Source organism: Leclercia sp. UBA2479 (assembly GCF_002341985.1).
Taxonomy (GTDB): Bacteria; Pseudomonadota; Gammaproteobacteria; order Enterobacterales; family Enterobacteriaceae; genus Enterobacter; species Enterobacter pneumoniae.
Window position 1 is genome coordinate 204,639 of record NZ_DDPB01000001.1, and the last position, 14,305, is coordinate 218,943.

At 53.7% G+C, this 14,305-nt stretch carries 11 protein-coding genes and 1 pseudogene; 1 reads left to right on the top strand and 11 read right to left on the bottom strand.

Annotated features, from left to right (window positions below; genetic code table 11):
• Positions 1 to 60: 60 nt before the first annotated feature.
• Positions 61 to 1,398 carry an adenine permease AdeP gene (adeP, locus tag B3B59_RS00970; protein WP_154298909.1) on the bottom strand — a complete coding sequence of 446 codons (1,338 nt, stop codon included), beginning with the start codon at positions 1,396 to 1,398 and terminating at the stop codon, positions 61 to 63.
• 167 nt (positions 1,399 to 1,565) lie between these two features.
• Between adeP and yieH the strand changes: the two genes are divergently transcribed.
• Positions 1,566 to 2,231, top strand: coding sequence for a 6-phosphogluconate phosphatase (gene yieH, locus B3B59_RS00975; protein WP_046886358.1), 666 nt, complete (start codon positions 1,566 to 1,568; stop codon positions 2,229 to 2,231).
• Between the two features lie 41 nt (positions 2,232 to 2,272).
• On the opposite strand, the gene B3B59_RS00980 is transcribed toward yieH, so the two are convergent.
• From B3B59_RS00980 to glmS, 10 genes and pseudogenes are all read right to left on the bottom strand, one after another.
• Positions 2,273 to 2,995, bottom strand: coding sequence for a glucosamine-6-phosphate deaminase (locus B3B59_RS00980; protein ID WP_286807912.1), 723 nt, complete (start codon positions 2,993 to 2,995; stop codon positions 2,273 to 2,275).
• A gap of 21 nt (positions 2,996 to 3,016) precedes the next feature.
• A complete protein-coding gene (locus B3B59_RS00985) occupies positions 3,017 to 4,186 on the bottom strand; it encodes an alpha/beta hydrolase (RefSeq protein WP_207292677.1) in 1,170 nt (389 codons plus the stop codon).
• A gap of 26 nt (positions 4,187 to 4,212) precedes the next feature.
• Positions 4,213 to 5,736: a carbohydrate porin gene (locus tag B3B59_RS00990; protein WP_286807913.1), complete on the bottom strand. Its 1,524-nt coding sequence runs from the start codon at positions 5,734 to 5,736 to the stop codon at positions 4,213 to 4,215.
• 41 nt (positions 5,737 to 5,777) lie between these two features.
• Positions 5,778 to 7,121: pseudogene (locus tag B3B59_RS00995) on the bottom strand (PTS transporter subunit EIIC); the annotation flags it as partial.
• 327 nt (positions 7,122 to 7,448) lie between these two features.
• Positions 7,449 to 8,174 carry a phosphate signaling complex protein PhoU gene (phoU, locus tag B3B59_RS01000; protein ID WP_040077717.1) on the bottom strand — a complete coding sequence of 242 codons (726 nt, stop codon included), beginning with the start codon at positions 8,172 to 8,174 and terminating at the stop codon, positions 7,449 to 7,451.
• Between the two features lie 13 nt (positions 8,175 to 8,187).
• The gene (pstB, locus tag B3B59_RS01005) at positions 8,188 to 8,961 is read right to left on the bottom strand and encodes a phosphate ABC transporter ATP-binding protein PstB (protein WP_040077716.1); all 774 of its coding nucleotides are present in this window, start codon (positions 8,959 to 8,961) and stop codon (positions 8,188 to 8,190) included.
• Positions 8,962 to 9,008: 47 nt separating this feature from the next.
• Positions 9,009 to 9,899 (bottom strand): phosphate ABC transporter permease PstA, encoded by an 891-nt coding sequence (gene pstA, locus B3B59_RS01010; RefSeq protein ID WP_040077715.1) that lies wholly within the window; start codon positions 9,897 to 9,899, stop codon positions 9,009 to 9,011.
• Complete coding sequence (pstC, locus tag B3B59_RS01015) at positions 9,899 to 10,858, bottom strand: phosphate ABC transporter permease PstC (protein ID WP_040077714.1); 960 nt, start codon at positions 10,856 to 10,858, stop codon at positions 9,899 to 9,901. The genes pstA and pstC overlap by 1 nt, the downstream gene beginning before the upstream one ends.
• Positions 10,859 to 10,937: 79 nt before the next feature.
• On the bottom strand, positions 10,938 to 11,978 hold the full coding sequence (gene pstS, locus B3B59_RS01020; protein WP_040077712.1) for a phosphate ABC transporter substrate-binding protein PstS: 1,041 nt from the start codon (positions 11,976 to 11,978) through the stop codon (positions 10,938 to 10,940).
• 299 nt (positions 11,979 to 12,277) lie between these two features.
• Positions 12,278 to 14,107, bottom strand: coding sequence for a glutamine--fructose-6-phosphate transaminase (isomerizing) (gene glmS / locus B3B59_RS01025; protein WP_286807914.1), 1,830 nt, complete (start codon positions 14,105 to 14,107; stop codon positions 12,278 to 12,280).
• Between the last annotated feature and the right edge of the window lie 198 nt (positions 14,108 to 14,305).

A 14,305-nucleotide genomic window follows, 5' to 3' on the forward strand; every position in this document is an offset into this window, starting at 1 on the left:
GTCCTCTCCCGCTGGGAGAGGACACAAACCAGCAAGCCCGTTTAGAAAAGGGCTTGCTGTTTATTTTGCATCGATAAAGACAATCTTCAGCACGAACAGCAGCGCTACCACGATCACACACGGGCTAATTTCACGGAAACGTCCGGTGCCCGCCTTCATCACGCAATAAGAGATAAAGCCCAGCGCGATACCTTCGGTAATCGAGAAGCTGAACGGCATCATCACCGCGGTAATAAACGCCGGTACTGCTTCGGTAAGGTCGTCCCACTTCACGCGCGACAGGCTGGAGGTCATCAGTACGCCCACGTAAATCAGCGCACCTGCGGCCGCATACGGCGGAACCATCCCCGCCAGCGGCGAAAGGAAGATAACCAGCAGGAACAGCAGACCCACAACAACCGCTGTCAGGCCGGTACGACCGCCCACAGACACGCCTGAAGAGGACTCAATGTAAGCGGTAACAGAAGAGGTACCGATAAAAGAGCCGGTTACCGAGGAGACGCTATCCACGAACAGTGCCTGCTTCATGCGCGGGAATTTGCCTTTCTCATCTGCCAGGCCCGCTTTATCGGTCACGCCAATCAGGGTACCGGAGGAGTCGAACAGGTTCACCAGCATAAAGGAGAAGATCACGCCTGCCAGACCCAGATTCAGGGAGCCGGCCAGATCCACGTGACCTACCACGGTGCTGACGCTCGGCGGCGCAGAGATGATGCCGCTGTAGTGCACGTCGCCCAGCATCCAGCCCAGCAGCGTGGTTACGATGATCGACACCAGTACCGCAGCATGAATGTTACGGGACGCCAGAATAGCGATGATAAAGAAGCCCAGGATGCCCAGCAGCACGCTGTGGGAGGTCAGGTTACCGATGCTGACCAGGGTTTCCGGGTTCGCCACGATCACGCCAGCATTTTTCAGCCCCATCATCCCGATAAACAGACCGATACCGCTGGTGATGCCCACGCGCAGGCTCACCGGGATATTGGCAATCATCCAGTAACGTACGCGGAAAATGGTCAGCAGCAACAGACCGACTGCGCCCCAGAAAATCGCACCCATACCGACCTGCCATGGCAAGCCCATGGCCTGAACCACGACGAAGGCGAAGAATGCGTTCAGACCCATCGCCGGAGCCAGCGCAACCGGCAGGTTGGCGAACAGCCCCATTAAAATGCTGCCGAACGCGGCGATCAGACAAGTGGTAACGAAGACGGCGCTGGTATCCATGCCAGCCACGCCCAGAATTTGCGGGTTAACAAAAACGATATAGACCATTGTCAGGAAGGTGGTAAAACCCGCGATCACTTCGGTGCGCGCCGTTGTACCGTGCTCGCGCAGTTTAAACACGCGCTCAAGCAGACCCTTGCCAGATGCCTGGGTAGTATGTTGTTGACTCATCATCTATTTCCGAACAGGGAGGGAAAATCCGTCGCTATCCTATACCAAAATGCGACAATAGGGGTGTTTGTGGCGTACTTTTTTTCATTGATTTTGCTTATACGGCAACGATTGCGTGCCACAAACAATCAGTACGTAAACGTTAAACCTGTTAAAAAGGGAAAGGCATGTCTCAGATTGAAGCGGTATTTTTCGACTGCGACGGTACGCTGGTCGACAGTGAGGTCATTTGCGCCCGTGCGTATGTCGCCATGTTCCAGGAGTTTGGCATTACGCTCGATCTCGACGAGATTTTTAAACGCTTTAAAGGCGTTAAGCTCTACGAAATTATCGACATTATTAATACTGAGCACGGCGTTGATCTGGCGAAAGCCGATCTCGAACCGGTTTACCGCGCCGAGGTCGCACGCCTTTTCGATGCGGAACTTGAGGTGATCGCAGGCGCAAACGCCTTGCTGGAGGCGATGACCGTGCCAATGTGCGTGGTTTCTAACGGCCCGGTCAGCAAAATGCAGCATTCACTCGGTAAGCTAGAGATGCTGCACCACTTCCCGGAAAAACTGTTCAGCGGTTACGATATCCAGCGCTGGAAGCCCGATCCGGCCCTGATGTTTCACGCGGCAAAAGCGATGAATGTGAACGTGGAAAACTGCATTCTGGTGGATGACTCCTCCGCGGGCGCGCAATCAGGGATTGATGCAGGGATGGAGGTGTTTTACTTCTGTGCCGATCCGCATAACAAGCCGATTCACCATCCTAAGGTGACCACCTTTACCGATCTGGCAGAATTGCCCGGCCTGTGGAAAGCGCGCGGCTGGCATATCACCCGTTAAGATCAGCTCCGCCGCAGGCCGCGGCGGAGCTTTAGCGTTGATCAGGCGTTGGACGAGAGCGCCGCGGCGGCGGCATTGTCTGCAATGACCGTCAGCGAGGGGTGAAGCTGCAACACCGATGCAGGCAGGCGCTCGCTAACTGGCCCTTCCAGCGCCCCTTTTAACGCCTGCGCCTTCGCTGTGCCATTGACGATAAGCAGTAAATTTCTCGCGGCCATAATGCTTTTTGGCCCCATCGTGACATAGCAATCCGGTACCAGCGAAAAATCGCCCCCCAGTTCGCCATGAGCCACCATCGCGACCATCTCCCCTTCAATCGCCACTTTGGTGGTCATCTCATGGAAGTGGGTGGTCCCGGGGAGGTTCCCGCAGAAATGGCCGTCAGCCCCCAGCCCCATCACCACCAGATCAAGCCCCCCCTCTGCGGCCAGAGTGGCGTCGTGCTGCTGATAGTTTTCAACCGTCAGCGGGTGGATGTGGGATTCCTCTATCTGCGCCGGGGTAAAAAAGAGACGACGCAGATTGGTGATTGTCACGCCATCGCCTGTTTTGCCGCGAAAAGGGATCTCGTCGAAGTTGTAAAAATGGCTATTTATCCCCTGCTTGCTCTTCATCATCGGGATTAACAGCTCATACATGCGTTTCGGGGTCTTCCCGGCGGTGATGGCCAGATTCACCCGGCCCGGTCTGGTCATATAGCTCAGCAGATGTTGCGCGGCTGCCTGGCTCATCTGTTCGTAATCGTCGGTCAATATAAGTTTCATGTGATCATCCTGATCCAAAAGTTATTTGAATACTGTCTGCACGAATTGCGCGTAGGCCGGGCGCCAGACATCCATTTCATGGTTAAGCCCCGGATACTCATGGTATTCAAAACGGATATTCCGCTTTTCCAGCTCGGCCTTCAGCCCGGCGATATCCTTCCCGGTCACGTCATCCTTGCTGCCCACCGCCAGGGTAAAATTATGTAGCTGTTGATTAATCGAGGTCGGGTCATCCAGGCGTGCGCTAACGCCTGCATCAGGCACCGTGGTGGTGGTCACGCCACTAAAAGATGCAAGCCAGCCGAAACTTTCGGGGTGGTTAAGGGCAGAGACGAGCGCCTGGTATCCTCCCTGGGAGAGACCGGCGAGCGCGCGCCCTTCGGCATCGTTTCGTACATGAAAGCGCTTGCTGATTAATGGAATGATGTCGGTCATCAGTTCCTGGTCAGCGGCTTTAGCATTCAGGGGGTAGAACACTTTCCGCCGTTCAGCGGGCACAAAGGTTTCAGGAACGATGCCCTCTGCGTCCGTTTCCGTATCCGGTACCACCACCAGCATCGGTTTAATTGCCCCTTTCGCTAACAAATTGTCCATGATCTGCGCGATACGCCCCTGGTCGACCGCGGAACGTACCGTATCGCCAAACCCGTGATAAAAATAGAGCACCGGTAGCGGGTCACCCTGACCGCTATAGCCTGGCGGCGTCCAGACAAAGAGCTGGCGTTCTGATTTCAACGCATCCGAGTGGTAGGTCAGCGTTATCAGATCGCCATGCGGTACCGGATTGGTATCCAGCATGCTACCAGGCACCAGCACCATGCTGGTGTTAACCTGGCGCTGCGGCTTGGTCATCGCCGTGCCGGTATCGATACTGCGCACGCCGTCAACGTTGAAAAAATACTCATACAAATTGGGCTCCATCACCGGCCCGCGCCAGCTCCATAGACCAGTACTGTCTTTGGTCATGGGGTGGATGCTCTCTGGCGTAGGTATGCCCACCACTACAGAGACGCTTTTTGCCTGTGGTGCAAAATAGCGAAAGGTAATGGAGTTATCCGCATTCACCTGCGTAACAAACCGGTTCACGGGCTGCGCGGGATCCGGCATCGCAGGTAGCGGCATCGCGTAAAGTTGCTGAGCGAAGCAAACTGAAAGCGTAATGATGGATAAAGCGGTCTTCATTTTGTTCATCAGTTTCATCCTTGTTAAGTAGCCTGTTACCACCAGATTTCAGCCTGCGCACCGAGCGCAAACTGGTCCTGTTTTTGGTCTTCGAAAGTGAAGTGATCTAAATCGGTCTCATCCGCTTTAATGTAGGTGCCGTAAAAACGGATTTCGGGACGGGAGGTCAACATGCTGGTGTTGACTTTAAAGGTGTGGAACAGCGTGGTTTTATAACCCGACTCGTAATAGTTCTTGCCGTTCAGATCGGTATTTTTCTGTCTGAAGTAACCGAGCTCTACGCCGGTCTGGTTGAAGTTATCCCAGATCCAGGCCGGACGGACAACGGCACGTATCGAATCAAAATCGCTGTGGGCACCCGTTTCATAGCTGTAGACGTCGTTGCCGAAGGAGTAGACCAGCGCATTGGCGACAATCACCTTATCGCCGAGATACATCTCTCCCTGTGAGGCCAGACGGACAGCTGTCCCGTTAGTATGGTCACCATAGTAACGACCATTATTTGTGGTGAACGGGCTGGAGCCCGCATAACGTGAAAAACTGCTGGCTATGGAGTTATTCGCAACCAGCAGCGAAAACTCATTAAAGCCGCCGTCAGAGAGTTTCTGCGTGAGGGTACTGCCCACCATCCAGGTGTCTTTCCAGCGGTAATAGCCATTATTATCCTGATTACTTTTCTCGCTGGCGCTCTGATTACCCGCCACATAGCGCCCGCTGAGCATCAGCGTGGCGTCATCCCACAGAGGGAGCTCTTTATAGCGAAGATCGACGGTATTGGTATTGATTTGCTGTTTGTTATTCAGATCGCGGTCGTAGTCATCCACATCTTCACGCACCAGCGCAATATCCACCTTGCCGGGGCCCACTTTCCAGTTTTCCAGCCCCACCCCTGCGGCAGCATCCGTACGCTGTGTTTTCCAGTCCAGCATCTGGATTTCGATTTTCGGTGCGCCATGTTTACCCACCCAGAAGTCGGCTTCCGGCGCAAATGGCAGGAAACCCTGCGTGGTGACGTACATGTCGGAGAACTGTAAATAGTTTTCGCCACCCGCATTGTCACCAAACCAGCCGGTGGAGTACTGCTGACTGACGTTGCCATCCAGCATAACGATCGCATCGACACGTTTGTTGCCCTCATGCCAGACCCGCTGTTTCAGCTGTAAATCAAACCAGCCGGTATATTCATTACCCAGTCGCCCGAGAGAGCCAATGGCCCAGGATTTGGGCGAGCCGTGAGACGCACTGCCCCAGCCGGAACGGAAATAGCCGTTATAGCTAAAGCCAATCTCATCTTTAACAAACTTACTGAAATCCTTCATGGTGATAGCAGATACATCTTTGCTCTCATTTTTCACCAGCACGGTGGCCGGCTTTTTCGCCGGTTTATCGGCGACCTGAACGGGGACGGCCTGATTTTTGTAATGCTGTAATTCGGCCTGCGTCTCCTTTAACGCTTTTTCAAGCATCTCCAGGCGTTGTTCGACCGTCAATGAGCCCGCCCAGCTCAAACCCGGCAGTATCATGACAAGCGCAGAGGCTATGATATTTCTCCTGAACATAATGAATTCCTTTTTCAAATGAATTAAGCGACGGCGGATGCCTTATCCGCGAAATAGCAAAAGAGCAAAGAGCCAATAAAAGCCGCGGCGAGAGCGAGGGCTGAACCCAACAAACAAGCCCAGACGCTATAATCCACCCCGCCGGGGGGAAGAATTTGCATAAAGGTGAAGATGCCTGGCATCCCAAAAGACCAGGCTTTGGTTTGCGCGAGCCCGACCAACAGCCCTCCGCAGGCGCCACTGACACAGGCGATATAAAAGGGATATTTGCGCGGTAAATTAACGCCATAAACGGCCGGTTCGGTGATACCAAAGAGCCCGGTGATGGCAGCCGATCCGGCAACCACTCTCTTTTGCGGGTCGCGTTCAAAGCAGAACATGGCCAGCGCAGCGCCAACCTGCGCCAGAATGGCAGGCACCAGCAAAGGCAGGAGCGAGTCATATCCCAGCACCGTGAAGTTATTAATGCATAACGGCACCAGCCCCCAGTGCAGGCCAAACATGACAAACACTTGCCATAATCCGCCCATAACGATGCCAGCAACCCCCGGAGCAAAGCCGTAGAGCGCCAAATAACCCTGGGCAATGCCGTTACTTATCCAGGTGGCGAGTGGCCCAATAACCAGAAAGGCCAGAGGGGTCGTCACCATCAGACAAAGAAGCGGCGTGACGAAATTTTTCATTGATGAAGGGAGCCAGTTATTAAGGCGTTTCTCTACGACGCCACAAAACCAGGCAGAGAAGATTATCGGGATGACGGAAGCGCTATAATTGATAAACGTAACGGGTAAACCCATAAATTCATGTGGCGTAGCCGCTGCACTTCCCAGAGACTGAATGATGGTGGGATGTATTAATGCGCCACCAATGGCCATCGAGACAAAAGGATTACCGCCAAATTGTTTACCGGCCGTATAGCCCAGAATAACCGGGAAAAAGTAGAACAGGGCATCGCTGGCGCTGAACAGAATGCGATAAGTCCCGCTCTGCTCTGTTAACACATCAAAGACCACCCCCGCTGCCAGGGCCCCTTTCAGTATGCCGGTTGCCGCCATCACGCCTATTAACGGGGTAAAAATACTGGATACCGTATAAATAAAACGATTAATAAGGTTGCCCGTCGCCGTGTCCATACTGGCAGGTGCTTTCTCCCCGATAAGGGCATTGATAGCGTTATAAACATCATGAACATGATTGCCAATCACGACCTGAAACTGACCGGCGCTTTCAACGACCATGATGATACCCGGCGTATTTTTTAAGATCTCAGGCGTGGCTTTATCTCTCTCTTTTAATCTGAAACGCAGGCGGGTTGCACAATGAAGCAAGCTCAGAATATTTTCTTTGCCCCCTACGCCTGTGACAATTTTTTCGGCTAATTCCATTTGCTCATCCTTTAACCGCCGCCGGGAAATAAAAAAAACCTGAAAAAGGCACCTCTATGCAGAGAGGACCTCTTTCAGGTTTTGCCCGTACGTTGACGGTAACAATCCAGTTATCAATGTTTAAGGTATTAACTAAAAATAGCGTCTGATGACACAACTGCGCCGCTCTTTTTTATTCCAGAGCAAAAATAAAAACAATTCAGGGGAGGGTAAAATGTGACTAACGCCTAATTAATTCGCGCACCGGCAAAAAATACATCAGGTGTTATTTATATGGGGAATGGATTGTATAAAAATATAACGCCAGCTTTGCTGGCGTTAATAATATTACTCTTTCGGATCTTTACCCGCCAGCATCTTATCCAGCTCATCTCCGCCTACGTGACGGAAGTCCTGCCCCTTCACGAAGTAGAAGATGTATTCACAGATGTTCTGACAGCGGTCGCCGATACGCTCAATAGAGCGAGCACAGAACAGCGCGGTCAGAACGCTGGGAATGGTGCGGGAGTCTTCCATCATGTAGGTCATCAGCTGACGCACAATGCCCTCATACTCCTGGTCGACTTTCTTATCTTCGCGGTAGATACGTACAGCTTCGTCCAGATCCATACGTGCAAAGGCGTCCAGCACGTCGTGCAGCATCTGCACGGTGTGGCGGCCCAGCGACTCCAGGCTCACCAGCAGCGGCTGATGCTGCTGGGAGAACTTCTCCAGCGCGGTGCGGCAGATTTTATCCGCCACGTCGCCAATACGTTCCAGCTCGGCAATAGTTTTGATGATCGCCATCACCAGACGCAGGTCGCTCGCCGTTGGCTGACGCTTGGCAATAATGCGCACGCAGGCCTCGTCGATGGCCACTTCCATCATGTTGACGTTCTGATCGCCAGCAATAACGCGCTTCGCCAGCTCGCTGTCCTGGTTGTGCATCGCCGTGATGGCATCGGTCAGCTGCTGTTCCACCATACCGCCCATGGTCATCACCTGGGTGCGGATGCTTTCCAGCTCTGCGTTGAACTGGCCGGAAATATGTTTATTAAGATTGAGGTTGTCCATGGTTCACTCCAAATCAACCGTAGCGGCCAGTAATATAATCTTCAGTTTGTTTCTTCGCGGGGCGGGTGAACAGCGCGTCCGTATCGCTGAACTCAATCAACTCGCCCAGGTACATAAACGCCGTATGGTCGGAACAACGCGCAGCCTGCTGCATGTTGTGGGTCACGATCACCACGGTGTAATCCTGCTTCAGCTCGGTGATCAGCTCTTCGATGCGCCCGGTTGAAATAGGGTCCAGCGCCGAGCACGGCTCGTCCAGCAGCAATACGTCCGGGCGAATAGCGATACCGCGGGCGATGCACAGACGCTGCTGCTGACCACCGGAGAGAGAGTACCCGCTCTGGTGCAACTTATCTTTGGTTTCGTTCCACAATGCGGCCTTGGTCAAGGCCCACTGCACACGCTCGTCCATATCGGCACGGGAGAGTTTCTCAAACAGACGCACGCCAAAGGCGATGTTGTCATAAATCGACATCGGGAACGGGGTCGGCTTCTGGAATACCATGCCCACTTTCGCGCGCAGCAGGGCGATATCCTGGGCATGCGTCAGGATGTTTTCGCCGTCCAGGATGATTTCGCCTTCAGCGCGCTGCTCTGGGTAGAGCGAATACATCTTGTTAAAGGTACGCAGCAACGTGGATTTCCCACAGCCGGACGGACCGATGAATGCCGTAACCTGGTTCTTGGCGATATCCAGGTTGATATTCTTCAGTGCATGGAATTTGCCGTAGTAGAAGTTCAAATCACGAACCTGAATCTTACCCGGGGCAGTATCAACCATACTCATTGACTCTTTTCCTCATTCGGCGCCGCGATGTGCCGCGCCGTAAAAAATTAACCGTGTTTCTTCTTCGCGAAAATGACGCGCGCCAGAATGTTCAGCAACAGTACGCAAAGCGTGATGATCAGCACCCCGGCCCAGGCCAGCTGCTGCCATTCTACGAATGGGCTCATCGCAAATTTAAAGATCGTCACCGGCAGGTTGGCGATCGGCTGCATCATGTCCGTGCTCCAGAACTGGTTGGAGAGAGACGTAAACAGCAGCGGGGCGGTTTCACCGGCGATACGGGCAACGGCCAGCAGGATACCGGTCATGATCCCGGAGACAGACGCTTTCAACGTAATCGCGGAGATCATTTTCCACTTTGGCGTTCCCAGCGCGTAAGCGGCTTCACGCAGGCTGTCCGGCACCAGTTTCAACATATTCTCGGTAGTTCGAATGACGATAGGCACCTGCAGCAGCGCCAGCGCAATCACGCCAGCCCAGCCGGAGAAGTGCTCCATCTGTGCCACCACCACGGTATAAACAAACAGACCGACGACGATAGAGGGCGCAGACAGCAGGATGTCATTGATGAAGCGAATGACTTCAGCCAGCCAGGATTTACGGCCGTACTCCGCCAGATAAATCCCCGCCATGATGCCCAGCGGCGTACCAAAGACCGTCGCCCAGAGGATCAGCAGGCCACTGCCCGCCAGGGCGTTTGCCAGCCCCCCGCCCGCCGTATTCGGCGGCGGCGTCATCTCGGTGAACAGCGCCAGCGACATTCCATCGATACCGCGTACCACGGTGGAGAAAAGAATCCAGACCAGCCAGAACAGACCGAATGCCATCGTCCCCATGGAGAGCGTCAGCGCAATGCGGTTCTTCGTGCGGCGTCTGGCCTGCATTTTGCGGCGGGATTCCGCCAGCTCAGCGGTGTTTTGCATTTCGAGAGTCGCCATTAGCGTGCCCCCTCATTTTTAGCGAGACGCATAATCATCAGCTTAGAAATCGCCAGAACAATGAAGGTGATAACAAACAGAATCAGACCCAGTTCCATCAGCGCCGCAACGTGCAGCCCCGATTCCGCTTCGGCGAATTCGTTCGCCAGCGCAGAAGTAATGCTGTTACCCGGCATATAAAGTGAGACGCTATCGAGCTGGTAGGTGTTACCAATGATAAAGGTCACCGCCATGGTTTCGCCCAGCGCACGCCCCAGGCCCAACATGATGCCCCCGATCACCCCATTTTTGGTGAACGGAAGAACGATGCGCCAGATAACTTCCCAGGTGGTACAGCCGATCCCGTAGGCCGACTCTTTCATCATCACCGGGGTTTGTTCGAAGACATCGCGCATAACCGCCGCAATGTACGGAATAATCATGATGGCGAGGATCACGCCTGCAGCCAGAATACCGATACCGAACGCCGGGCCTGAGAACAGCGCGCCCACAAACGGAATGGCAGAGAGCACATTCCCTACCGGCTCCTGGAAGTATGTGGCGAACAGCGGGGCAAAGATAAACAGGCCCCACATGCCGTATACGATACTCGGAATGGCCGCCAGCAGTTCAATGGCGATACCAAGCGGACGTCGCAGCCAGCCCGGTGCCAGCTCCGTCAGGAACAGGGCGATACCAAAACTCACCGGAACCGCAATCAGCAGGGCAATGAGCGAGGTCACCAGGGTACCGTAAATGGGTACCAGCGCACCAAAGACTTCGTTTGGCGCATCCCACTCTTTGGTCCACAGGAAGGAGAAACCGAATTTCTGAATGCTCGGCCAGGAGGAGAAAATCAGAGACACGATAATGCCACCCAGCAGCAATAGCACAATCAGCGCAGCCAGTTTTACTAGCGCGCTGAAGATCATGTCGCCTTTTTTTCCCGGAGGATTAAAAGCAGGCTTGGTTGCAGCCATAAATTACTCTTCTGTTAACGTCGTTTCACGAAAGGTGGCGGGCGCTTGCGCCCCCGCCATCTTCGTCAAAAATATCCTGTTAGTACAGCGCTTTACCGCTGCTATCTTTCACGTTAGTTTTCCATGCAGCACGAATCTGCTCAACCACGCTGTCCGGCAGGCTGGCGTAATCCAGGTCATTAGCCTGTTTGCCGCCGTTTTTGTATGCCCAGTCGAAGAACTTCAGCACTTCTGTGCCTTGTTCAGGTTTCTTCTGATCTTTATGAACCAGGATGAAGGTCGTGGAGGTGATTGGCCAGGCTTCGTCACCTTTCTGGTTTGTCAGATCCTGTGCGAAGGATTTGCTCCAGTCAGCGCCTTTTGCTGCGTTAGCAAAGGTCTCTTCGGTCGGGCTCACCGGTTTGCCGTCAGCAGAAACCAGCTTGGTGTAAGCCAGGTTGTTCTGCTTCGCGTAAGCGTACTCTACGTAGCCGATTGAGCCTGGCAGACGCTGTACGAACGCGGCGATACCGTCGTTACCTTTACCGCCCAGACCGGTTGGCCAGTTCACGGTAGAGCCAGAACCTACTTTGGATTTCCACTCTTCGTTCACTTTCGCCAGGTAGCTGGTGAAGACGAAGGAGGTACCGGAACCGTCAGCACGACGAACCACAGCGATGTTCTGCGAAGGCAGCTTCACGCCTGGGTTCAGTTTAGTGATGGCTTCGTCATCCCATTTTTTGATTTTGCCGAGGTAGATATCACCCAGCGTTTTACCATCCAGCACCAGCTCGCCAGACTTCAGGCCCGGGATATTCACGGCCAGCACAACACCGCCGATAACGGTCGGGAACTGGAACAGACCTTCCTGGTTCAGTTTCTCATCAGACAGCGGAGCGTCTGATGCGCCGAAATCAACGGTATTCGCGGTAATTTGTTTAACGCCACCGGAGGAGCCGATACCCTGGTAGTTCACCTTGTTACCAGTCTCTTTCTGGTAAGTATCAGCCCATTTGGCATACACCGGCGCAGGGAAGGTTGCACCAGCACCAGTCAGGCTTGCCTCTGCGAACACAGAGAACGCGCTCATCGATAAGGTCGCGGCGACAACAGTTGCGACAGTGGTACGCATAACTTTCATAATGTCTCCTGCAAGATTTTGGTAAATCGTTGTTTAGTGGCTACGAGGAGCAAAATAGGACAAACAGGTGACAGATAAATGTCCGAATTATGACAGTTTTATTACAGTGAAAATTTCACTTTAATCTAAAACAGATAACTCTTTATTATCAGTAATTTGACGGGTTTTTTGACAGTAAGATTGCAGAAAAATTTTCTTTCTATGACACTCAAAAAATAGCTGAAGATGACAGGTTGTCATCATCACAAGAAGAAAAAAACGGGGAGAAAAGCTCCACCCGAAGGTGGAGCCTGGAGGTATTACTCGACAGTAACCGACTTCGCCAGGTTACGTGGCTGGTCAACGTCGGTGCCTTTAATCAGCGCGACGTGATAAGACAGAAGCTGCAGCGGCACGGTGTAGAAGATAGGTGCAATGACCTCTTCCACATGCGGCATCTCAATGATGTGCATGTTGTCGTTACTCACAAAACCGGCATCCTGATCGGCGAAGACATACAGCTGGCCACCACGGGCGCGCACTTCTTCGATGTTGGACTTCAGTTTTTCCAGCAGTTCATTGTTAGGTGCGACAACGATAACCGGCATATCAGCATCAATCAGCGCCAGCGGACCGTGTTTCAGCTCGCCTGCTGCGTAGGCTTCTGCGTGGATGTAGGAGATCTCTTTCAGCTTCAATGCACCTTCCAGCGCAATGGGATACTGATCGCCACGCCCCAGGAACAGTGCGTGATGTTTGTCGGAGAAATCTTCAGCCAGCGCTTCGATACGCTTGTCCTGCGACAGCATCTGCTCGATACGACTCGGCAACGCCTGCAGACCGTGAACGATGTCGTGCTCAACAGAAGCATCCTGGCCTTTCAGACGCGCCAGTTTCGCCACCAGCATCAGCAGAACGGTCAGCTGAGTGGTAAAGGCCTTGGTAGAGGCCACGCCGATTTCGGTGCCCGCTTTGGTCATCAGCGCCAGATCGGATTCACGCACCAGGGACGAGCCCGGCACGTTGCAGATTGCCAGCGAACCGAGATAGCCCAGCTCTTTCGACAGGCGCAGCGCCGCGAGTGTATCGGCGGTCTCACCGGACTGAGACAGGGTGATCATCAGGCTGTTTTTGCGTACGGCCGATTTGCGATAGCGGAATTCGGAAGCGATCTCCACATCACAAGGCACACCGGCCAGCGATTCGAACCAGTAGCGAGAAACCATACCGGAGTTATAAGAGGTCCCGCAGGCCACGATCTGGATATGCTCAACTTTCGCCAGCATCTCATTGGCATTGGCCCCCAGTTCGCTCAGATCCACTTCACCGTGGCTGATACGCCCGGTCAGAGTGTTTTTGATGGCGTTTGGCTGCTCGTAGATCTCTTTCTGCATGTAGTGACGATACGCGCCCTTGTCGCCCGCGTCATACTGCAGATTAGATTCGATCTCAGCGCGTTCAACCTGAACGCCTTTAGTATCGAATACGGTCACGCTACGGCGTGTCACTTCCGCGATGTCACCCTCTTCAAGGAAGATAAAGCGACGGGTCACCGGCAACAGGGCCAGCTGGTCGGAAGCAATGAAGTTTTCACCCATGCCCAGGCCAATAACCATCGGGCTGCCGGAGCGAGCCGCCAGCAGCGTGGACGGATCGCGGGAATCCATGATTACCGTGCCGTAAGCGCCACGCAGTTGAGGAATAGCGCGCAGTACCGCTTCACGCAGCGTACCGCCCTGTGCCAGTTCCCAATGTACCAGGTGGGCAATGACTTCGGTGTCAGTTTCAGAGACGAAGGTATAACCGCGCGCTTTCAGCTCTTCACGCAGCGGTTCGTGGTTTTCAATGATGCCGTTATGCACCACTACGATATGTTCAGAGACATGCGGGTGCGCATTGCCTTCAGAGGGCTCGCCGTGGGTCGCCCAACGGGTGTGGGCAATGCCTGTGCCGCCATGCAGCGAATGTTCTTCCGCGGCCTGTGCCAGCATTTGTACTTTACCGAGGCGGCGCAGACGGGTCATGTGACCTTCTGCATCGACCACTGCCAGACCGGCAGAGTCGTAACCACGGTATTCCAGACGACGTAATCCTTCGAGAAGGATTTCAGCAATATCACGCTGCGCGACTGCGCCAACAATTCCACACATAGTTAAATTTCCTGATTATGGCGTTATGCCATGCGTTGTCGCTGACCTGTTGTTGCCCGTTTTACGGGCGCCCCGAGCCTTGTAGAGAGTGGGGTTATTGTTATAAGTACTGCTATTGGGGGGGATATATATTTATCTCCTCACCCGACACACCGCATCGAATCATCCCTCTCCCCTGAGGAGAGAGGGTTAAAATGC

What these genes read in the sequence shown, in the direction of transcription:
- adeP (WP_154298909.1), bottom strand. Translation starts at nt 1,398, where the DNA reads ATGAGTCAACAACATACTACCCAGGCATCTGGCAAGGGTCTGCTTGAG.
- yieH (WP_046886358.1), top strand. Translation starts at nt 1,566, where the DNA reads ATGTCTCAGATTGAAGCGGTATTTTTCGACTGCGACGGTACGCTGGTC.
- B3B59_RS00980 (WP_286807912.1), bottom strand. Translation starts at nt 2,995, where the DNA reads ATGAAACTTATATTGACCGACGATTACGAACAGATGAGCCAGGCAGCC.
- B3B59_RS00985 (WP_207292677.1), bottom strand. Translation starts at nt 4,186, where the DNA reads ATGAACAAAATGAAGACCGCTTTATCCATCATTACGCTTTCAGTTTGC.
- B3B59_RS00990 (WP_286807913.1), bottom strand. Translation starts at nt 5,736, where the DNA reads ATGTTCAGGAGAAATATCATAGCCTCTGCGCTTGTCATGATACTGCCG.
- phoU (WP_040077717.1), bottom strand. Translation starts at nt 8,174, where the DNA reads ATGGACAACCTCAATCTTAATAAACATATTTCCGGCCAGTTCAACGCA.
- pstB (WP_040077716.1), bottom strand. Translation starts at nt 8,961, where the DNA reads ATGAGTATGGTTGATACTGCCCCGGGTAAGATTCAGGTTCGTGATTTG.
- pstA (WP_040077715.1), bottom strand. Translation starts at nt 9,899, where the DNA reads ATGGCGACTCTCGAAATGCAAAACACCGCTGAGCTGGCGGAATCCCGC.
- pstC (WP_040077714.1), bottom strand. Translation starts at nt 10,858, where the DNA reads ATGGCTGCAACCAAGCCTGCTTTTAATCCTCCGGGAAAAAAAGGCGAC.
- pstS (WP_040077712.1), bottom strand. Translation starts at nt 11,978, where the DNA reads ATGAAAGTTATGCGTACCACTGTCGCAACTGTTGTCGCCGCGACCTTA.
- glmS (WP_286807914.1), bottom strand. Translation starts at nt 14,107, where the DNA reads ATGTGTGGAATTGTTGGCGCAGTCGCGCAGCGTGATATTGCTGAAATC.